This is a genomic window from Pontibacter sp. CAU 1760 (assembly GCF_054482735.1).
Genome location: NZ_JBTLRL010000018.1, coordinates 48,350 through 66,726 on the forward strand (window position 1 = coordinate 48,350; position 18,377 = coordinate 66,726).

At 52.7% G+C, this 18,377-nt stretch carries 22 protein-coding genes; 20 read left to right on the forward strand and 2 right to left on the reverse strand.

Going from position 1 to position 18,377, the window contains the following annotated elements:
• Positions 1-637: 637 nt before the first annotated feature.
• From ACXYMU_RS19140 to traN, 15 genes are all read left to right on the forward strand, one after another.
• Positions 638-1,069 carry a plasmid mobilization protein gene (locus tag ACXYMU_RS19140; RefSeq protein WP_458988027.1) on the forward strand — a complete coding sequence of 144 codons (432 nt, stop codon included), beginning with the start codon at positions 638-640 and terminating at the stop codon, positions 1,067-1,069.
• Between the two features lie 64 nt (positions 1,070-1,133).
• Positions 1,134-2,525 (forward strand): relaxase/mobilization nuclease domain-containing protein, encoded by a 1,392-nt coding sequence (locus tag ACXYMU_RS19145; protein WP_458988028.1) that lies wholly within the window; start codon positions 1,134-1,136, stop codon positions 2,523-2,525.
• A gap of 10 nt (positions 2,526-2,535) precedes the next feature.
• Positions 2,536-3,162 carry a ParA family protein gene (locus ACXYMU_RS19150; protein WP_458988029.1) on the forward strand — a complete coding sequence of 209 codons (627 nt, stop codon included), beginning with the start codon at positions 2,536-2,538 and terminating at the stop codon, positions 3,160-3,162.
• Between the two features lie 156 nt (positions 3,163-3,318).
• On the forward strand, positions 3,319-3,726 hold the full coding sequence (locus ACXYMU_RS19155) for a hypothetical protein (RefSeq protein ID WP_458988030.1): 408 nt from the start codon (positions 3,319-3,321) through the stop codon (positions 3,724-3,726).
• 55 nt (positions 3,727-3,781) lie between these two features.
• A complete protein-coding gene (locus ACXYMU_RS19160) occupies positions 3,782-4,108 on the forward strand; it encodes a hypothetical protein (protein ID WP_458988031.1) in 327 nt (108 codons plus the stop codon).
• Positions 4,109-4,130: 22 nt separating this feature from the next.
• A complete protein-coding gene (locus ACXYMU_RS19165) occupies positions 4,131-4,427 on the forward strand; it encodes a DUF4134 domain-containing protein (protein ID WP_458988032.1) in 297 nt (98 codons plus the stop codon).
• Between the two features lie 4 nt (positions 4,428-4,431).
• Positions 4,432-4,725 carry a DUF4133 domain-containing protein gene (locus ACXYMU_RS19170; RefSeq protein WP_458988033.1) on the forward strand — a complete coding sequence of 98 codons (294 nt, stop codon included), beginning with the start codon at positions 4,432-4,434 and terminating at the stop codon, positions 4,723-4,725.
• Positions 4,726-4,745: 20 nt separating this feature from the next.
• Positions 4,746-7,190 carry a TraG family conjugative transposon ATPase gene (locus tag ACXYMU_RS19175; RefSeq protein ID WP_458988034.1) on the forward strand — a complete coding sequence of 815 codons (2,445 nt, stop codon included), beginning with the start codon at positions 4,746-4,748 and terminating at the stop codon, positions 7,188-7,190.
• Positions 7,165-7,836, forward strand: coding sequence for a plasmid transfer protein (locus tag ACXYMU_RS19180; protein WP_458988035.1), 672 nt, complete (start codon positions 7,165-7,167; stop codon positions 7,834-7,836). Before ACXYMU_RS19175 ends, ACXYMU_RS19180 begins: the two co-directional genes overlap by 26 nt.
• A 31-nt stretch (positions 7,837-7,867) precedes the next feature.
• Positions 7,868-8,533: a hypothetical protein gene (locus tag ACXYMU_RS19185; protein ID WP_458988036.1), complete on the forward strand. Its 666-nt coding sequence runs from the start codon at positions 7,868-7,870 to the stop codon at positions 8,531-8,533.
• Positions 8,534-9,529, forward strand: coding sequence for a plasmid transfer protein (locus ACXYMU_RS19190; RefSeq protein ID WP_458988037.1), 996 nt, complete (start codon positions 8,534-8,536; stop codon positions 9,527-9,529).
• Between the two features lie 14 nt (positions 9,530-9,543).
• The gene (traK, locus tag ACXYMU_RS19195) at positions 9,544-10,152 is read left to right on the forward strand and encodes a conjugative transposon protein TraK (protein ID WP_458988038.1); all 609 of its coding nucleotides are present in this window, start codon (positions 9,544-9,546) and stop codon (positions 10,150-10,152) included.
• Entirely contained in the window at positions 10,130-10,450 is a 321-nt protein-coding gene (locus ACXYMU_RS19200) for a hypothetical protein (protein ID WP_458988039.1), read from the forward strand. Before traK ends, ACXYMU_RS19200 begins: the two co-directional genes overlap by 23 nt.
• Positions 10,443-11,618, forward strand: coding sequence for a conjugative transposon protein TraM (gene traM / locus ACXYMU_RS19205; RefSeq protein WP_458988040.1), 1,176 nt, complete (start codon positions 10,443-10,445; stop codon positions 11,616-11,618). The genes ACXYMU_RS19200 and traM overlap by 8 nt, the downstream gene beginning before the upstream one ends.
• Before the next feature lie 17 nt (positions 11,619-11,635).
• Positions 11,636-12,445, forward strand: coding sequence for a conjugative transposon protein TraN (gene traN / locus ACXYMU_RS19210; RefSeq protein WP_458988041.1), 810 nt, complete (start codon positions 11,636-11,638; stop codon positions 12,443-12,445).
• Here traN and ACXYMU_RS19215 read toward each other — a convergent pair.
• Positions 12,425-12,862: a hypothetical protein gene (locus tag ACXYMU_RS19215; RefSeq protein ID WP_458988042.1), complete on the reverse strand. Its 438-nt coding sequence runs from the start codon at positions 12,860-12,862 to the stop codon at positions 12,425-12,427. The genes traN and ACXYMU_RS19215 overlap by 21 nt on opposite strands.
• 72 nt (positions 12,863-12,934) lie before the next feature.
• On the opposite strand from ACXYMU_RS19215, the gene ACXYMU_RS19220 reads away from it, so the two are divergent.
• From ACXYMU_RS19220 to ACXYMU_RS19240, 5 genes are read left to right on the forward strand one after another with little or no spacing between them, the layout of a single operon-like run.
• Entirely contained in the window at positions 12,935-14,902 is a 1,968-nt protein-coding gene (locus tag ACXYMU_RS19220) for a type IV secretory system conjugative DNA transfer family protein (RefSeq protein WP_458988043.1), read from the forward strand.
• On the forward strand, positions 14,899-15,255 hold the full coding sequence (locus ACXYMU_RS19225; protein WP_458988044.1) for a helix-turn-helix domain-containing protein: 357 nt from the start codon (positions 14,899-14,901) through the stop codon (positions 15,253-15,255). Before ACXYMU_RS19220 ends, ACXYMU_RS19225 begins: the two co-directional genes overlap by 4 nt.
• 49 nt (positions 15,256-15,304) lie before the next feature.
• Complete coding sequence (locus tag ACXYMU_RS19230) at positions 15,305-15,931, forward strand: DUF4099 domain-containing protein (RefSeq protein WP_458988045.1); 627 nt, start codon at positions 15,305-15,307, stop codon at positions 15,929-15,931.
• A gap of 14 nt (positions 15,932-15,945) precedes the next feature.
• Positions 15,946-17,043, forward strand: coding sequence for a DUF3991 domain-containing protein (locus ACXYMU_RS19235; protein WP_458988046.1), 1,098 nt, complete (start codon positions 15,946-15,948; stop codon positions 17,041-17,043).
• Between the two features lie 27 nt (positions 17,044-17,070).
• Complete coding sequence (locus ACXYMU_RS19240; protein ID WP_458988047.1) at positions 17,071-17,514, forward strand: beta-barrel fold lipoprotein; 444 nt, start codon at positions 17,071-17,073, stop codon at positions 17,512-17,514.
• Positions 17,515-17,710: 196 nt separating this feature from the next.
• Here the strand turns inward: ACXYMU_RS19240 and ACXYMU_RS19245 are convergent, their stop codons facing one another.
• Positions 17,711-18,058: a hypothetical protein gene (locus tag ACXYMU_RS19245; protein WP_458988048.1), complete on the reverse strand. Its 348-nt coding sequence runs from the start codon at positions 18,056-18,058 to the stop codon at positions 17,711-17,713.
• Between the last annotated feature and the right edge of the window lie 319 nt (positions 18,059-18,377).

Genomic DNA, 18,377 nt, shown 5'->3' on the forward strand with positions numbered 1-18,377 from the left:
GGATTTCGAGTGTTTATCATCAGAACCAGGCCTTCTCAAATCATCCAACGGCGGTCAGAGTAGTGGCCCGTAATTTTAGGGAGAAGTGCACCAAAAATTAGTATGCAACACAGTCAAGTACCACCTATATTGCTCTTTAGATTAAGTGCCATTTCATTTTTTGTCACATGAGAGACAGGTCCTTCCTATCAGAAGAAGAGTACGAGTTTGCTGTGTGCCGCCTGGAGATGCGCATAGACGCTGTGGCCGGCAGTTGAGGCAGAAGAACTGAAGCTGCTGACAATGCCCGTCGCAGCGTTCGAGCATAGTTGGGCCAAAGCCAGCTCCGAGCTAACTAAGATGATCTGTCCTACAAGCTCCCGACTGATGCCTGCACCAGGTCCCTGCAGTCCATCTTTGACTACCGATGTGAGTCAGTATTTGACAGTCTACACAAATCAAGGATTATTTCATATTTTCCGGCTATTCTAAATCATGCCGCCGTTTAGCCTTTATTTTCACTTTTGGTTGCTATTTTCCCCTCCGGATATTTCTTTGCAAGATGTGTTTATGTTGCACATAAACCTCTTGCCTCGCTTTCCACGTAGGGAAAGCAAGGGCAGATTATTCGCGACTCATCATCTTTAAAATATAAAAAATGGAAAACCAGCAACAGGTACCAGCATGGAAGTCCAAAGGCGGCAGGCCACCGATGAGGGCAGCGGAGAAGCGCCGCAAGTCAGCCAGTATCCGACTCACGGAAGACGAGCGTACCAATTTGGAGCAGTGGGCAGCGAATGCCGGCTACAAAGACCTAAGCGAGTACATGCGGGCAAGGCTGCTCTCCGAGAATAACGCCCCCCTCTATAACCCAAAGAAGCTGTTCCGGGCCATTGACCAAACCGGCGGGGCGCTCAAGAAGGTAGGCACCAACATCAACCAGATTGCTAAGTATGTGCACTACCTGGAGAAGAACAACATGGTAGCGGGAGAGGTGATCGCTGAATACAACCAGCACTTCCAGAAGTTTCTGCAGGTGGAGGAGGAATATGTGAAGGCCATCCGTTCCTACCTGCGCACAGTCCGCTAGATCCGCAATCCGCATTCCGCATTGCGGATTCGATTTTGTGATTATCCCATACATTTACCGGGTTATGATAGTCAAGATACTTTCCTCCGCCGCCACCTTCTCTGGGGTCCACTACAACGAGGCCAAAATAGCCAAAGGCACGGCCCAGCTGCTGGCGTCCGAGAACTTCGGCATGCTCCACACCGGATCCTCCGGCATTGCAGACATGGACTATAAGGGCTACCTGCTTTCCTGGTCCCGGTCTGAAGACAACAGGCAAACAGTAAAGCAGCCGCAGTTCCATGCCGTGATATCGTGTGAGGGCAGGGAGAAAAGCGGCCCGGAGTTGAAGGACATTGCCGAGCAGTACCTGGAGAGGATGGGGTATGCAGAGAACCCCTACCTGATCTACTTCCACACCGACACAGCCAACAACCACGTGCACATCGTCTCCTCCCGCGTGAATGCGGAGGGCAGAAAGATTGATGATTCCTTTGAGCGCACCCGGAGCCAGAAGGCGATGAAGGAGATCTTGCTCCAGGACGTTGGGGAAGAGATAAAGGCGCATGTCACAAAAGCACTGGCCTATAATTTCTCCACCCCTGTCCAGTTCAAGCTGCTGCTGGAGGCAAGTGGCGTGAAGGTAGGGGAGCGGGGCAACGCCTACGAGTTCATCAAGTACGGCAGCCGGGTAAGTGAGATGGGCAGGGCCTTTATTACCCAGAAGACTGAAGCCTACGTCCTGCCCTCCGAGCGTATCCATCAGCTACGGGCGGTGATTAACAAGTATAAGCCGGGACTGGATGAGAAGCAGCTGAATGCCCTGCTGCAATCCAAGTTCGGTGTGCAGCTGGTGTTTCACCAGGCGAAGGGAAAGGATGAGACGTACGGTTACACCATTATCGACCATGCGCAAAAGCAGGTACTCAAGGGCTCCCAGGTGATGAGACTAAGCGAGCTGCTCCATACGTCCGGAGAGGTAAACCCGGAGCAGCGCCATCACCGGCGCCTGGAGCAGGCCAAGGAGTGGGCTAGTACCAGTGAGGCCGAGAGGCGGGTCCTGGAGCGCGTGTTTCACCTCCGCGCCGATACCCTGAAGAGCAACAGCCCCCAAGCTGAAGAGGCGCGCGAGTATGCCAGTGACAGGTTGAACAGCATGCTGGCCAACAGCAAAACGCTGCCCGATGTTTTGCAAAGCAATGGATGGAATATTGCCAGGCTAGAGGGAGCGCATTACCTGATTGATAAAAGGGAGAAGGCTATCCACCCGGTAAGTCTGCTGACCAGCCGCCCACTTGACTACGGCACGGTTCACGTGCTGGACCTGGACAGAGGTATCAGCCAGCAGGCCAGCCGCCAGCTGGAGCACTCTCCCGGCTCAATCATGGAGTTGCTCGAACTCATGGCCGACGGCCTGCAGCAGAGTGGCCGGTCAGCAGAGCAGGAGCGGAAAAACAAGCGAAGGTTAAAACGCTAATCGACGATATATGAAAATAGTCATCGCAAACCAGAAAGGCGGCGTGGGCAAATCCACTACCTGCGTGCTGCTGGCAAACTACCTGGCACTGGACAGAAATGAGGAGGTGGTCATCTTCGACATGGACACTCAGGAAACCGTCCACTCCAAGTGGGAGCGGGACCGGGAGCTGTATGCCAACGAACCGCTCTATGAGGTGCTCAAGCTTGACCTGGAGGATTACCCAAAGTATGCCGCGGACCTGGATGCCTTGAAAGGGCAAACGCAGGTGATCATTGACATGCCGGGCAGGCTGGATGATGATTCGCTCCTTGCCGTGCTTAAAGACGCGGACCTGATCATCTGCCCCATCGCCTATGAGCGCAGCGTGTTTGAGTCCTCCCATGTGTTTGCCCGGGTGGCCAGGCACCTGAATGCTGAAAACAAGATTGTCTTTCTTCCCACCAGGCTAAATAAAACCATCAAATACGAGACGAAGGAGAAAGTCCGGGAGGTGCTGGCCGCTTTCGGTGAAATCGCTCCGGAGATAGCGGAGCGGGTGGCCCTGCAGCGCATCGATACTGTCTCCATTAGCTCCGAGGCTAGGGAAGTGGTGCAGGAATCCTTCGACTTTATCTACGATCAGTATATTAGATAAACACAATATTACCCCATTTTAAACCCCTCAGGATATGCTTCTGAGGGGTTTTTCTTTTTAGGCTTAAAAAGCTTTCAATCTTTTGCAGAATATATTCTTTATTTTAAGCATATAACGTATACATTGCGTATGTCAATGAATAAGAACAATTCACTATTGGATAGCATAAAAGCTAAGCTAGGTGCTGAAAAATCACCTGTAGAAGCTGTGTCGAGAGGTACTCTGAAGGTTGTGAGCCAAAGCGTGCAGCCACCAACTGCTGCTGCTCCAGGCAATGGGGAGATCTCTACCACCTCACAAGCAAAGGATATAGACACTGTCCTAAATAAGGGAGGTTTTACGCAGCTATTCAAGGTGTTGGAAGCTGCGCGAAAGGAGATGGAGATTGACAGAAAGGCTGTTTACGTGGATGAGGAGAGTGCCGAAGTGCTTGACCTGCTCAAGAAAAAAGCAAAAATAAAATCCAATGTGCTGGTGAGCTTTCTGCTGCAAGAGTTCTTCAGTAAGCACAAGGAGCTTATTCAGGAGCTGGTTGAGAAACGAAGCAATAGATTATTAGACTAAAAAATTATATGCTTTAAACTTATAATCCAGTAGGTTCATTTTTAAAAATTGAGTTATGGCATGGAGTACCTTTTTCGGAGTTGTGGCAGGAGCATACGCCGTTTATTACGTGCTCAACTTCCTCTACGATTTGTTCTTCTCACGCACACAGAAAGCGCCTGCTGATGCAGCTGTGCACTATGGCATGGAGGAGCTCACCAGCAGTGAGGAACAGGCCTATGACCTGACTGAAGGGGAAGCAGAGGACACCTACCGTCATGAGGCCGATGCTAAAGCGGAGCTCACCAGAGAGCCACAGCCGGCGCTGCGGGTAGAAGGCCAGGGTATCCCACTGGATGAGTTCCTGAAAGAAGCTAAAACCTATTCAAATTCAATATTCTAAAACCAACTCAAGTACAAGCTTTATGGAAAAGAGACTTTCATTTGTGGCAGTCGCACTACTGGCTTTAGTGCAGCAAACCATGGCGCAGGGTGTGTCAGGCATAGACGCAGCTTCCTCAGAGCTTACCACCTACGTGGACCCGATCGGAACCCTGATCATTGTTATCGGGGCTATTGTCGGGCTGGTAGGGGGGGTGCGCGTGTTCATCAAGTGGAACACAGGAGACCAGGACGTGCAGAAGTCACTTATGGGCTGGCTTGGATCGTGCGTGTTCCTGATGCTGGTGGGCGTGGTGGTGAAGGCCTTCTTCGGCGTATAGCCCCATGGCTACCGGGAGGCACACAGGGTACAATGTCTACAAGGGGCTACAGCAGCCCCTTGTATTCAAGTCCTTCAAGGGCCGCTACATCTACTGGGCGATGGGCAGTGTTTTAGCCGGTTTTTTGTCTGCTGTCACCCTGACCGTTGCCGTTAACTTCCTCGCCGGGTTTATGGCCCTGCTGGCCGTCTCCATGGGTGGTTTGCTCTACACCAACAGCCGCCAGAAGAGAGGCCTGCACGCCAAGACCAGATCCGCCGGAGTGTACGTCTTACCCTCGCGGTTCAGCCGCCGCTAATACACCATCAACCACCAGTTATGAAGAACAAAAAATTTACCCTGCCCTATATCGGCATCGACCGCCAGGTGCACGATATCCTCTACCATGAAACCGGTGACCACTCGGTATTGATACGCATCACGAATCCTGTGCTGCAGTATGCCGCGGATGTGGATGCCTACACGGACTTTCATTATGTCTTCTCCAACATCGTCAAGATACTCGGCTCGGGCTACACTTTGCAGAAGCTGGATATTTTCGCGCTGAAGCAGTTCAAGGGGCGAGCCTCGTCTGATTTCCTCAGCCAAAAATACAACGAGGCTTTTGCCGGCAGGGAGTACCGCGATATCACAACTTACCTGACCATAACACGGGACGTGAGGCGCTCGGCTTTCTTTACCTATGAGGAAAAAGAATTCAAAGCCTTCCAGCGCAACATCACAAAAGTGGTGGAGTTGCTGGAGTCAAAAGGCTTCGGGCCGCAGGTGCTCACAGAGAAGGGAATCAAGGCGCTCATCAGCCGCCTGCTGGCCTTTAACTTCTCGGATGAGGTGTACAGCCTCAACAACTTCAGCGCTTCAGAGGATGGCATAAAATCAGGGAAGCGGGTGATTAAGAGTATCTCGCTGGTAGACGTTGACGAAATCAATTTCCCCGCCTCTATCACGCCCCATACCGATGTCAACCTGGGCTTTTCGCTGCCGGTGGATATGCTGCATTTCCTTCATAAGATACCGGCCACGGACTGCGTGATTTACAGCCAGGTGATTCAGATCCCGGACCAAAGAGGGGAGATCAATAAGCTTGTCGCCAAGCGCAAGCGGCATACCTCCATGCCGGACCCGGCCAATGATTTGGCCGTGGAGGACATTGACCGGGTATTGGCGGACATCGCAAAGGATAACCAACTGCTTGTGCACGGGCACTTTAACATACTCGTTTCTGCCGGAGAGCAGCACATCGACAGGGCCGTCAACTACATTGAGAGCGCATTGTTCTCGCTGGGCATCATCCCCTCCCGCAATGCTTACAACCAGCTGGAGCTGTTCCGCTGCGCATTGCCGGGCAACGCCTCGGAGCTAAGGGCATACGATACCTTTCAGACCACATCGGATGCGGCCCTGTGCCTGCTGTTCAAAGAAGGTTTGCTGAAGGACGAGGAGTCAGGTTTTCAGGTATTCTTCTCAGACCGCCAGGGCATCCCCGTGGCCATCGACACCAGCGACATGCCCATTAACACCAACCGCATGAACAACCGAAACAAGTTCGTGCTGGGACCTTCCGGTGCCGGCAAGTCCTTTTTTATGAACCACCTTATCCGGCAGTACGCCCTGCAGGACACGGACGTGATTTTAGTGGACACCGGGCACTCCTACAGCGGCCTATGCAGCTACTACGGCGGCAAGTACATCACCTACTCCGAGGAGGAGCCCATCACGATGAACCCTTTCCGCATTTCCGTGGAGGAGTTCAACGAAGAGAAGCGGGAGTTTTTAAAGTCACTTGTCCTGCTGCTCTGGAAAGGCGCGGACGGCACCGCCAACCAGATAGAGGACAGCGTGCTTTCCTCGGTGGTGTCGGCCTACTATGAGGATTTTTACAAAAGGGAGAAAGAGAGCAGCTACCTAAGCTTTCAGTCTTTTTATGACTTTTCAGTTGACAAGATAGGGGAGATCACCAAAGCCGAAGCCATCCCTTTTGATAGCACCAGCTACCGCTTTATCCTCAAGAAGTTCTGCCTCGGCGGCGAGTACGGCACCATCCTCAACAATGCTGTAGACGCTGCCCTGTTTGATGAGAAGTTCATCGTATTTGAGATTGACGCCATCAAGGAGCACAAGATCCTCTTCCCGATTACGACCATCATCATCATGGACGTGTTCCTGCAGAAGATGCGCCACAAGAAAAACCGCAAGGCCCTGATCATTGAGGAGGCCTGGAAGGCGATCGCCTCCCCGCTCATGGCGGGCTACATTCTCTACGTCTACAAGACCGTGCGCAAGTTCTGGGGCGAGGCGGTGGTCGTGACCCAGGAGCTGGAGGACATCATGGGGAATGCCGTGGTCAAGAACAGCATTATCAATAACTCGGATACCATCTGCCTGCTGGACCAGACCAAGTTCAAAGACAACTTCTCAGAAATAGCGGGCTTGCTTTCGCTTAACCAGGTGGAGCAAAAGAAGATCTTCACCATCAACAACCTCGACAACAAGGAAGGGCGCGGCCGGTTCAAGGAAGTCTACATCAAACGTGGCAGCACCGGCGAGGTGTACGGCGTGGAGGTGTCACTCTATGAGTACCTGACTTATACCACCGAGCGCCGGGAGAAAGAAGCCCTGCAGGTGTATGTGGACCGCTATCTTACCTACCAGCAGGCACTGGAGATGTTTGTCAGGGATTTCCAGATATCTAACATGAAGCTAATTGAATTCATTAACCTAATTAATAAAAAGAGCCATGAGAAAATACCTGTGCTTGATTAGCGCCTTAACAATAGGTTGGACCGCCTCGCAGGCCCAGCAGCTTGTCTTTGACCCTGCCGTGGTGTCTACGCTCGTGGTGAACCACACCGCGCAGCAGGCGGCCTTAAATGACATTAAAGAAAGGGAAACCGAAATTTCAGCCACACAGCAGAGTATTACTTTCAAAATGGGGCAAATCAGGCAGCTGGAGGAGAAGATGTACACCTCCCTGAAGTCCGTGCAGGCGATAGTAGGCCAGAGCAAGAACATTGTCTATGCCTCCACCATTGCCCAGGACATCGGCACCTACCAGGGCCAGATGATGGACATTGCCCAGGGAGACCCGGAGTTGCTGCTCATTGCGGCTAAAACGGAGCTGCAACTGATAAACCGCACGGCGGATTTGTTCACCTACATCTACCAGGTCGCCGTGATCGGCACGGACGTGAACCTGATGACCAACGCCGACCGCCTTTCCCTCATTCGCCATGTAGTAGACGAGCTGCGCATAATGCGCGGGCTGTCTTACTCGATAGTGCGAAAGATGCGGGTGGCCAAGCATGCCGGGCTGATAAAGACCATGAACCCACTGGGACTGAAGTACCCCGATAACAGCCAGGCTATCATCAACTCGCTGCTGGATGAATACAAGACAATCAAAAAGTAAGGAAATGGCAGCCACAACTCAAATACTTAATATGCCTGAAAGGCACATTATAAAATCAACCAGAGGCAGGGGTGGTGGCACCTATGCTTTTCTTCTTCTCTGTGCTGCCTTTCTGGCCATGCTCCCGGAAGCCAGGGCGCAGGTTCCTGTTTCCATAGTGGACGGTAAATATGTGCGCCACCAGATGGAACGGGAGGTCGTGACACGCTGGAGCGGCTTCGACCCGAAGTGGTACTTCATTCTCTTTCATAACAAGTACCGCAAAGGCGACGACCGCCGCAACATGCTCCAGCTCCTGCCCACTATGGCAGCGGTAAGGCTAAATCAGGAACAGGCCGAGCGCGAAGAGGAGGAGGTAACCACTGTCTGGGAACAGGAGGTGTTCAAGGGCGCTGATCGTAGCCTTAACAAAAGCTTTCACCTGCTTTATAGCCACAAGATAGGAACCCTTGATACAGAACTGGACGCGCTCCATGCCGAGTCAATAGCGGCAGGGGTGGATCCGGATATCCTGCTCAAGCTCCGGCAGGAAAAAGACAGGATAAAGACGGATATCCAGATCACTAAAGAAGCTTATGAGGATGATGCGGTGAAAGCTAAATCCTTCCGCGGATACCTGGCTGACATGCTAACACTGCGGGGCTACTACCGGCGCATCATTTTCCTTTTCAATACCACCAACAACTTAGCAAAATAGATGCGCGAGCTCATCGACAAATCCATATTTGACCTTTTCGACGGCCTGTTTCTCAACATTCAGGACCTGGCCGGCAGCTTCCTGGCTGATGCGCAGGCGGTGGCCGCCATTGCCATGCTGCTTTACTTTGCCGTGGAGGCCTATAAGATGATGGCGGGGGATGAGCAGCTGCGCTACATGGCCCTGTTCAGGCCCTTTGCCCTGGCGCTGGTAATCATCTTCTGGGGCGGCTTTGTGGACGTGCTCAATTTCCCGCTGACCGTGGTGCGGGACAGTGCGAAAGCTATGTATGCAGCGCAGATAGACCAGGTAGGGGATATGCACCTGGAAAGAGTGGCGTTGATTGATTCTGTCGCCATCAAGCTCTCTGACTCCAGCGCAGACTTTGAGCAGGTGCAGGCAGAAACCAGAGACAAGGACTGGATGGAGAAGATGGGCATCGACCTGGAGCCGATGTTCAACAAGATGAAAGGCTATTACCTGATGCTCATGGCCAAGATGCACTTTACGATGATGCGCCTTGTGGAGTATGTGGTGATCCTCATCTTTCAGGTTTGCATTTACATTATCTTCTTCCTGCAAATCATCTTTGCCGGAATCCTGGTGATACTGGGGCCTTTCTCCTTTGCCCTGAGCATCCTCCCCGGTTTTCGCGATTCTTACCTCACCTGGATAGGCCGTTACGTCGCGGTGGGGCTGTATTCGACCATCGCCTACATTGTCATGTCCATTTCCTTTGTGCTGGTTAAATATGGGCTGATGAAGGAAATAGAGATTCTTAGGGCGGTGCTGGACAATGAGGAGATGTTTATCGCCTACGTCTCCTACCCCTCGGGCAGCATCAGCTTTTACATCGTGAGCCTTATCATCGGGGGGCTGGCCATGCTCTCCATTCCTGTGATTTCTACCTGGGTCATCAACACCAGCGGCATTGGCAATGCCATCGGCTCTATGGCAGGGGGGGCAGGAAAGGCCATGCGCAAACTTTCAAGATAAATTTTACAAGGACCATGATTCAGAATATCGAAAAGAAAATAAAACTCTCGCTGGCTATCAGTGTGGGCAGCTTCATTACCAGCATTATCATTGCTGCCATGACGTTTGTTTTTGCCTACAGCCTGGTCAATGAGCAGCGCAAGAATATCTATGTGCTCGACCACAACGTGCCGGTGCTGGTGCGTCAGACCGACCAGGGCACGAACCGGGAGGTGGAGTATGCCTCGCACGTGAACATGTTTCACCTGCTGTTTTTCACGCTTCCTCCGGATGATGCCTACATCAAAAACAACCTGAGCAAGGCCATGTACCTGGTGGATGACACGGGGCTTGCGCAATACAACAATTTAAAAGAGAAGGGCTACTACAATTCCATTCTGGCCAGCTCTGCGCTTCTCACCATCCAGACTGATAGTGTGGTGGTCGATGAAAACAGGCATTTCACCTACTACGCCAGGCAGCGCATCGAGCGGCCTACTTCCATTGCCACCAGGGCCCTGATTACAGAGGGAGACCTGCAGGACGTACCGCGCACGGAGAACAACCCCCACGGACTGATTATCAAGAATTGGAAAACAGTGCTTAACAAAGACCTGGAGTATGTGGAGAAGAAGAATTTTTAAATGGGCGAATGCGCACCAGAAGGTAATGGTGGCAGGCATGTTCTGCCTGATGGCTTCGGGTATTATCTGGCTGATGGCAGGCCGTGGCAAAGCGCAGGGTAACTTTGATGATACAGCGAAGCTCCTCTACTCCGGCTTCAACAAAGAGCAGCAGGCGCGGCCTGCGGGCGCAGATATACTACAGGCCTGGCAACTCTATTCCTCCCTACAAAGCATCAACCCTGACAGCCTCTCGCCACAAGACAGCGTCTTCCTTCGCGATATAGACAAACAGCTTAACCACATTATCCATGAATAAGATAGACTTCAAGAAAGGGCGCTATATCCTGCCGCTCATCGTGCTGCCGTTCCTCTTTATCTTCAATTACCTCTACCTCGATACCTTCGGCCCTGCCGGGGAAACCACAGCGGAGGCTGATGCGGCGGTGATGGTAGAAACAGCGTCATTGAACACAGAACTACCGGACGCCAACCTGAAAAAGCGGGAGGTGAAAGATAAGTTTGCCGCCTCCAGGGAGGCCCACAAATACCGCACCGACTACTCGGCTATCCGGGAGTTGGGTGATAACACCACCAGGCAACAGGAGTACGGCAGCGTCTACTCAGCTGAGGAGCAGGCCATCCTCGACAGCCTCAACAACGAGATCCTCGCAGGTCAGCAGCCGGAGCCTTTTATGAATCGGGTAAACCAAAGGCAGGAGAGCTCCCGCTATGCTACCAGCTCTGCTCCGGCGAGAAAAGCGCCCCGAAGAACCGAGTCCGATTATGAAAAGGAAATGCGCCTGTTCCGTGAGCAGATGGCTTACGTGGATTCCTTATCCAGGGCAGGAGAGGAGCCCACAAGTAAGCCAACTCGCAGAAGGCTGACAGCTACACCATCAGAAAGTGAGCTGCCTAAGGAAGAAGCACCTGAGGCGCTTTCTGTCAGCAAGAGCGCTAACCTTAACACTGCCTATTTCAACACGATTTCGGGCACTCCGGAGGAGGAGTTCATTAAAGCCATACTGGATGAGGGACTCAAGGTGCAGGACGGGGGCAGGATACGCGTCAGGCTAATGGACGACATCTATGTGGCCGGCATGGAAATAGCCAAAGGTAGCTACCTCTACGGGCTTGTCTCCGGCTTTAGCGCCCAGCGGGTGGAAATCACGATCTCCTCTATCCTGATGGGGGAGCAGATAGCGCCCGTGAGCCTGAGTGTGTATGATAACGACGGGCTGAAAGGACTCTACGTGCCGGACTCACAGTTCCGGGAGTTTACCCGCGAGCTGGCCAGCCGCGCCACCCAGGGGCAAAGCATCAACTTTGAGCGGGACCCGGAGAACTCCGCCCAGATCCTCTACTCCATGGCTGACCGCATGGCCCAGACTGCCACCCGGGCAGCCGGCAGCGCCATCAAGCGAAACAAGGCAAAGCTTAAATACAACACCGTTGTTTACCTAATAGATAATAAATCAAAACAGTAATGAGGTTCATTAACCTAATGATGATAATTAAAATGAAAAAGCCTTTTATTCTCCTGTGTTCCCTGCTCTTTCCCGCCCTCGCCTTCGGGCAATTGAAAGGGCCTGAGACGGTTTACATTCACAAGGACATCTCCACGCACTTTATCAGCCCGGAGCCCATCAAATACGTGGATATCTCCACAGACGATGTGGCCGGAGATATTCCCGTTTCCAGCATTCTAAGGGTAAAGCCCAAGAACGGAAAGCCCGCGCTGGGTGTGGTGACTATCGTCGGAGAGCGCTTCATGGTCCAGTACAGGCTTAGCTATGCCCCCGCTCCGGACGCTGCGCAGTCAGAGGTAAGGATTGACCCCACCAAGGTGGATGCGTTCATTAACCCAGCTGTGTCGATGAGTTCTGAGGACATGCAGCGGTTTGCGCTGCTGGCCGTGCAGGAAAGGCCCAGCCATGCCCGTGCGCGCATCACCAGCCAGAAGGTGGATATCCGGCTCAACAACATCTACACCGTGGGCGACTACTTCTTTCTGGATGTGTCGATGAAGAACCGCACCAACATCGCCTACGACATTGACCAGATCCGCTTTAATATAGAGGATAAGAAAGTGGGAAAGGCCACCAACTTTCAGCAGCTAGAGGTGGCACCGGTGTTCACGCTCTACGACACAGACAACTTCAGGCGTAAATACCGCAATGTGTTTGTGTTCAAGAAATTTACTTTCCCGGATGAGAAGATATTCAACATGGAGGTGGCAGAAGACCAGGTGTCAGGCCGCACCATTTCCCTGAAGATCAACTATATTGATGTGCTAAACGCTGACACGCTCTGACAAGCCCTCTCCGGCAGCTAACCAAGTCAAGGCCTCCTGCTCCTCGCTAAAGTTTTTTATGTCAAAAGGAGGGGCAAGGGCGGTATGGACAGCAGCTACATTTTCTTTGGCTCTCTGTTCCACGTCAGGGTTCTGGGACTCTAGCCTGGCCAGTTTGCGGAGACGGGTTTGCGCCAGGCCGGTAGCCAACGTCAGTGCAATATCCCTGCCTTCCTGCGTAGGTGTTGTCGAAATGGTTTGGCGCCCATCCAGGAGGAGAAATTTGATGTCGTAGTTCCTGACTGTATCGATAATGATGCCAATGCTGTGCTTTATCTCCGAAAGGAGATAATCATGCAGGTCTGGGTAGTTCACACACAGTATGTCTTTGCCCGGGTTGTAGTCTAGCTTGATAAGGCTGTTTTGAAATAGAATCATGAATGGGAAAAAAAGAATAGGGCCAAAAGTAGCAATTGGTTTTACAAACTTAAAACTAAAGGTAATGTTCCTATGGAAGAATCAAGCGAATTAAAGAAGCTCTACACCTTTCTACAGAGCTTTGTCTACTTTTCCCTGATGGCAGAGTTTGCCGTGCTCCTGTATGCGGATGCAGCCTTCCTGTCCAGCGTGAAGCCGGTAGTGGAGAGGCTGGCCCGCCTTCCGATTTACGAGAACATCTACTATTCAAAAGCTTTTACTTTTGGGCTAATCATGATCGTGGCCCTGGGCACCAGGGCGCAGAAGAACCTGAACTTCGACCCGCTAAAGCATATCCTCCTTCCTCTTTTTGTGGGGGCGGCGCTATTCCTGGGCGCTGGGTTCTTCTATTTTTATGTGAGTGAGATGGTGCTCTTCTACGGTATCACGCTTTTCGAGGTATTCTATACCGTGTTTTCCCTGCTAGGGGCCATGCTGATCCACGTAGCCCTCGACAACGTGTCCAAGCGCATCCAGAGTAGCCTGATGAAAGACAGGTTCAACGTGGAGAACGAATCCTTCGAGCAGTCGCGCGAACTGATAGAAAACCCTTACTCGGTGAATATCCCCATGCTCTACTACCACAAGCGGAAAATAAACAAAGGCTGGCTGAACATCGTCAATCCCTTCCGGGCTACGCTCCTGATCGGCACGCCCGGCTCGGGGAAGTCTTTCTCGATTGTGAACCCGTTTATTAAGCAGCTGCTGGCTAAGGGATTCTCCATGGCCCTGTATGATTTCAAGTTTCCCGATCTTGGCAAACTTGCCTACTACCACTACCTGGTCAATAAGAAGCGGGGACCCCTCAAGAACCACAAATTTCATGTGATCAACTTCAACAGCGTGGAGCATAGCAGAAGGTTCAACCCGCTCAAGCCTGAGTACCTGCCCACGCTGGCCGATGCGATAGAGACAGCCGAAGCACTCCTCCAGTCGCTTACCAAAAACGACAAAGAGTCGGGTGCTGCGCAGTTCTTCACCCAGTCGGCAGTGAACTTCCTGGCTAGCTGTATTTTCTTTCTTAGCCGCCACCAGGCAGGGAGGTACTCCACTTTCCCCCATGTGCTGGCCTTGCTCAACCTGAGCTATGATGAGATCTTTGACCTTCTCTTCTCGGAACCACAGCTTAAGAGCCTGCTTTCTCCCTTCCGCACGGCTTACATGAACAAGGCCTTTGACCAGCTGGAGGGGCAGATCGGCACGCTTAAAATCAACATTGGGCGCCTGGCCACAAAGGAAACCTTCTGGGTGCTCTCCGGGGATGACTTTGATTTGAAGATATCAAACCCCGAAAAACCCGCTATCCTGGTAATCGCCAATGATCCCTCTACCCAGAGCATCAACAGCGCCTGCAATGCCCTTATACTAAACCGCATGACAAAGCTTATCAACTCACAAGGCAACCTGCCTTGTGGGTTGATCGTGGATGAGTCGCCCACCCTTTACGTGCACAAGGTAGAGAACCTGATCGCCACGGCCAGGAGCAACAAGATAGCTGTGCTGCTGGGCCTGCAGGAGCTGCCACAGCTTCGTCAGCAGTACGGCAGGGAAACGGCCGACACGATATGCGCCGTGGCTGCCAACGTGCTCTCCGGCTCTGTCAGGAACAAGGAAACGCTGGATTGGCTGGAGAAGATATTCGGAAAAGTCCGGCAGCAGAAGCAGGGGATAAGCGTGGATCGAAACCGCGTGTCGGTGAGCATGAATGAGGAGATGGGCTCGCTCATTCCGGCCTCCAAGATAGCGAACCTGAGGGCAGGGGAAATGGTAGGGCAGGTGGCCTTTGATAATGCAGTTTATAATGGCAAGCACGTAAGCAGCACGTATAACTGTAAAATCAATCTTAACCTTCAGGAGGTTGCGAAAGAGGAGGAACAGTATGCGGATATGCCAATATTTTATAAATTTGGATCAGCCGCTGCCCGAAACACCAAACTTGAAGCAAACTTCATTAGAATCTATAAGGATATAAACTCACTTATTTCTGCTTTTCAAGTATGAACATTGCACTATCAGACATAGGGGGAAAGCTAAACGCGTTCCGTAAGACACTGGGGCTCTCACAAAAGGAAGTATCCGTAGCGATGGGAGTCCACCAGACACAAATCTCCAAGTTAGAGAACGGGGAGGGCAGCAGTATCGAATTGCTGCTGCAGGTATTAAACTACTACGGCACCACCTACCAGGTGAAGTACATCCTGGCAGACACGTTCGATATCGTCATGGGCACGGAGGGTGAAGCCCTCACAAGTCCTTACAACAGCATTGCCGTGGAGCGCCTCTCCCTGCTTGGCGAGGAGGTGAATGCGCAGCTGGTGGAGGTAAAGAAGCTACTCAGCAACTCTCCTCATTAGACTACGCTGTGGCATATTATGAAACAATGTATACGATTAAAGTATTTGTATGAACTTTGACATAAAGGATCTCCCGTACGCGCAGTTTGAGAAACTGGGGCTAGGCAGGAAGGACGTGCTGAACATGAACGAAGACCTTGCCGCCCTGCTGTCAGGTAACCGCACCAGCCTTCGGACCTTCTCTGTGGAGTTGACCGGAGGGCAGCGCTTTGAAACGGACGCCAAGCTCTCACTCTTCCGCAACCCCGATAACTCACTTTCCCTGAACGTGCACCCTGTGCGTGCCCAGATAAACAACGACATCGGGGCCACACCCGAGGAGCTGGAGAAGCTAAAGGCGGGAGGCCTGCTGGTTCGGGACCACGTTGCCCTGAACGGGGAAAGGGAGCCGCATTACTTTCAGCTCGACCGGGAGACAAACGAGATTCTGAAAGCCCGGGTGCGGGACTTTATCGTGCCGACCGCTATACGGGATGTTGTCCTGAGTGCCGATCAGCGGGAGCAGCTCCGGCAGGGCAACATGATAGAATTCAAGGCAAAGGGAGGGGATGAGCTGATACGTGCCCGTGTCGACCTGAACGAGCCCCGCGGATTCACCACCAAGCCTGAGCGATTGCCTGGGCAATCGGAAAGCAGGGGAGCCGAAGAAATAAAACCGACCGGGTTGAAGCGCTAAAGTAAATACAGGCTATGATGACGTTCAGGGAATATCGGGAAAAAGTACCCATTACCCAGGCAGCTGAGTCGCTGGGCTACGTGGTGGACCTGCGCAAGGGGCGCAGAAGCCTGGAGTACAGGCACCCCGATGGCGATACGGTGATCATCAACAACCCGCGTGACCCTGGCAGGCAGCTGTACTTCAACCGGGACGGCAGCAGCGACCGGGGGTCGGTCATCGACTTCGTGAGGAACAGACTGCACCGGTTCAAGGAGTGCTACGTCTCCGAGGCAGAAGGCATCAACAAGGTGCTTGCCCGCCTGGCCAGCGAACCGCAAACCCTCAAGCCTGCATTTACCCCGCCGCCGCCGAAGGCCTTCGATGCGGGCCGCTATGCCCCGCAGCCGCTGTCAGCGGGGAAGCTCCACTACCTGACAAAGGAGCGAGGCCTTGAGCGGGAAACAGTAGAGAAGTTCCTGCCCTTCATCCACCTGGTGAAAGACACGGCCAAGGACCCGGATAAAGCATACGCCAACATCGCTTTCCCGCTGACAAAGCCAGGCACTGATGCCACTATTGGCTATGACCTGCGCAACTACGGCTTCAGGAGCGTGGCTGCTGGCTCAGACCGGCAGAGCGGCATGTGGATCGCCGATTTTGCCGGCAGCCCGGCACGCACCCGGAACGTGTTCTTCGGGGAGAACCCCATCGATGCCATGAGCTTCTACCAACTCCGGCGCAGGGAAATGGACATGGAGTCCGCTGTTTTCGTCTCCTTCGGCGGCGGCATCGCCCGCAACCAGATTCGCCTGGCGCTGGAGCACTGGCCACAGGCAGCCAAAAGGACCCTGTTTGACAATGATTACCAGGGCAGGGTATATGATATCGTGCTGGCCACGGCCATCGCAGGAAAGGAGTCCTCCTTCCGGAAGGAAGCCGACAGCCTGCAATTTACAGTAGGTGACAGGAAGTTCGAGCTACCTGTCTCAAAGCTCAGCCTGAGCGCCTTTGAGCGGGAGTCAGGCATCCGCTCCGGCCTGCATGTGCACAAGGCCAGCGGCGTGAAAGACTTTAATGATCTGATTCGCCCCTCCAACGCGCAAAAAAAAAGCGTAGCGGTGAAGCTATAATTTGAACCAACTCTAAAAAACAAGCTTATGAAAACACTGTCAAAATTAACCGCGCTCCTGTTCTTTGTTCTGTTCCTAGCCGGTTGCGGCGACTCCGGAAAAGATACACCTACGCCTGATGCAGCTACCTTCAGGGTGGACATCGAGCAAAGCGGGGACTACGAGAAGTTCGGAAGAACTATCAGTATCAGCGGCGGAGAGTTCTACCGAACCGGCACCCGGGAGCAGATGCCTGTTGTTTTTTTTGAAGAGCACCTGACAGAGGAGGACTACTCCTATGAGGCAGAGGCTGTACGGGAGCTCAACATTCACACCACCTACGGCTTCTCATCGGTAGAGACTCCTCCTGCCTCGATGCAGCTCAAGATTACGGTCCATAAGAACGGCAAGCAGGTTGACCGGAAGACATATACCTATACTGATAAAAACGCTGAGGTAAACCAGTTTCTCACCTACAAAGCCAATGAGTAGGCAGCCCCCAGCTGTAGGCCCTCCCCGGCAAGCCTTGCTCCCACCGTCCAGCACTCAGCCAAATTATGCTAATTTGTCAGAGAGCTTCCCGTCCGCTGGCCACAGTTCAGCCATCTGTTCCATTGCGCTGCTCTCCATTCCACAGCTGTCAGAACAGTGGCTGTCCCTCCCGCGCAAAGCAAGCGCCGCCCGCGCTTCACCACTTTTTCTCGATAACAATACACTCGGCCGATATGCCCTGCCTATTGGCCAGCATATCGGCGGTCTGCCTGATGCATTCCAGTGCTCCGCCGGAAGTAGGGGGTGGCTGCTCCCCGTGATGACGCGCCAGGTAATCTGCTTCTTTGTAGCGGTAATCCATAAAGCCTTTCCCTGGGATTTTCTTTGGCCACCGCTTTACCTCCATCGGCCGTACCCATTTGATGCTTCCGCAGTAGGCTATCTTCGCACGCTGGCTTTGCCGCTCCTCAGCAAAGGCTTCGGCTGATTTGAAGTCAGCGAATACGGCCATCCAGTAGCCGGTGCGCAAGTCCAACAGCTCCATCTGCTTAAGTAATTTTTATTTCTGCACCCACATAATTGCGCTCGATGAAATCCACCAGGTCTTCCAAATTCACACGGTACTCATAGGTGCTGACCTTGAAGGCACGCAGGTACAGACGCTCGGACGGCTTGCGTTTGATGTTCTAAAGCAGCGTTTCAGTGGAGCAGTCCAGCTGCTCTGCCAGGTAACTCAGCTTTATACCCAGTTTCTGTGGGACCGTACTGGTGCGTGGTTCCTGTGTCAGCATTACGCTCAACAATTTTTACAAAAGGGGAAAGAAAGAATTAGATTAGTTACAGGGATGAAGTAAACCACAACA

Bases quoted from the DNA above. Each gene is read 5' to 3' on its own strand.
- ACXYMU_RS19145 (WP_458988028.1), top strand. From the start codon at position 1,134: ATGATAGTCAAGATACTTTCCTCCGCCGCCACCTTCTCTGGGGTCCAC.
- ACXYMU_RS19200 (WP_458988039.1), top strand. From the start codon at position 10,130: ATGTGGAGAAGAAGAATTTTTAAATGGGCGAATGCGCACCAGAAGGTA.
- ACXYMU_RS19235 (WP_458988046.1), top strand. From the start codon at position 15,946: ATGATGACGTTCAGGGAATATCGGGAAAAAGTACCCATTACCCAGGCA.
- ACXYMU_RS19150 (WP_458988029.1), top strand. From the start codon at position 2,536: ATGAAAATAGTCATCGCAAACCAGAAAGGCGGCGTGGGCAAATCCACT.
- ACXYMU_RS19160 (WP_458988031.1), top strand. From the start codon at position 3,782: ATGGCATGGAGTACCTTTTTCGGAGTTGTGGCAGGAGCATACGCCGTT.
- ACXYMU_RS19175 (WP_458988034.1), top strand. From the start codon at position 4,746: ATGAAGAACAAAAAATTTACCCTGCCCTATATCGGCATCGACCGCCAG.
- traK (WP_458988038.1), top strand. From the start codon at position 9,544: ATGATTCAGAATATCGAAAAGAAAATAAAACTCTCGCTGGCTATCAGT.
- ACXYMU_RS19230 (WP_458988045.1), top strand. From the start codon at position 15,305: ATGAACTTTGACATAAAGGATCTCCCGTACGCGCAGTTTGAGAAACTG.
- ACXYMU_RS19245 (WP_458988048.1), bottom strand. From the start codon at position 18,058: ATGGAGCTGTTGGACTTGCGCACCGGCTACTGGATGGCCGTATTCGCT.
- traM (WP_458988040.1), top strand. From the start codon at position 10,443: ATGAATAAGATAGACTTCAAGAAAGGGCGCTATATCCTGCCGCTCATC.
- ACXYMU_RS19170 (WP_458988033.1), top strand. From the start codon at position 4,432: ATGGCTACCGGGAGGCACACAGGGTACAATGTCTACAAGGGGCTACAG.
- ACXYMU_RS19220 (WP_458988043.1), top strand. From the start codon at position 12,935: ATGGAAGAATCAAGCGAATTAAAGAAGCTCTACACCTTTCTACAGAGC.
- ACXYMU_RS19240 (WP_458988047.1), top strand. From the start codon at position 17,071: ATGAAAACACTGTCAAAATTAACCGCGCTCCTGTTCTTTGTTCTGTTC.
- ACXYMU_RS19165 (WP_458988032.1), top strand. From the start codon at position 4,131: ATGGAAAAGAGACTTTCATTTGTGGCAGTCGCACTACTGGCTTTAGTG.
- ACXYMU_RS19225 (WP_458988044.1), top strand. From the start codon at position 14,899: ATGAACATTGCACTATCAGACATAGGGGGAAAGCTAAACGCGTTCCGT.
- ACXYMU_RS19215 (WP_458988042.1), bottom strand. From the start codon at position 12,862: ATGATTCTATTTCAAAACAGCCTTATCAAGCTAGACTACAACCCGGGC.
- traN (WP_458988041.1), top strand. From the start codon at position 11,636: ATGATGATAATTAAAATGAAAAAGCCTTTTATTCTCCTGTGTTCCCTG.
- ACXYMU_RS19185 (WP_458988036.1), top strand. From the start codon at position 7,868: ATGCCTGAAAGGCACATTATAAAATCAACCAGAGGCAGGGGTGGTGGC.
- ACXYMU_RS19190 (WP_458988037.1), top strand. From the start codon at position 8,534: ATGCGCGAGCTCATCGACAAATCCATATTTGACCTTTTCGACGGCCTG.
- ACXYMU_RS19140 (WP_458988027.1), top strand. From the start codon at position 638: ATGGAAAACCAGCAACAGGTACCAGCATGGAAGTCCAAAGGCGGCAGG.
- ACXYMU_RS19180 (WP_458988035.1), top strand. From the start codon at position 7,165: ATGAGAAAATACCTGTGCTTGATTAGCGCCTTAACAATAGGTTGGACC.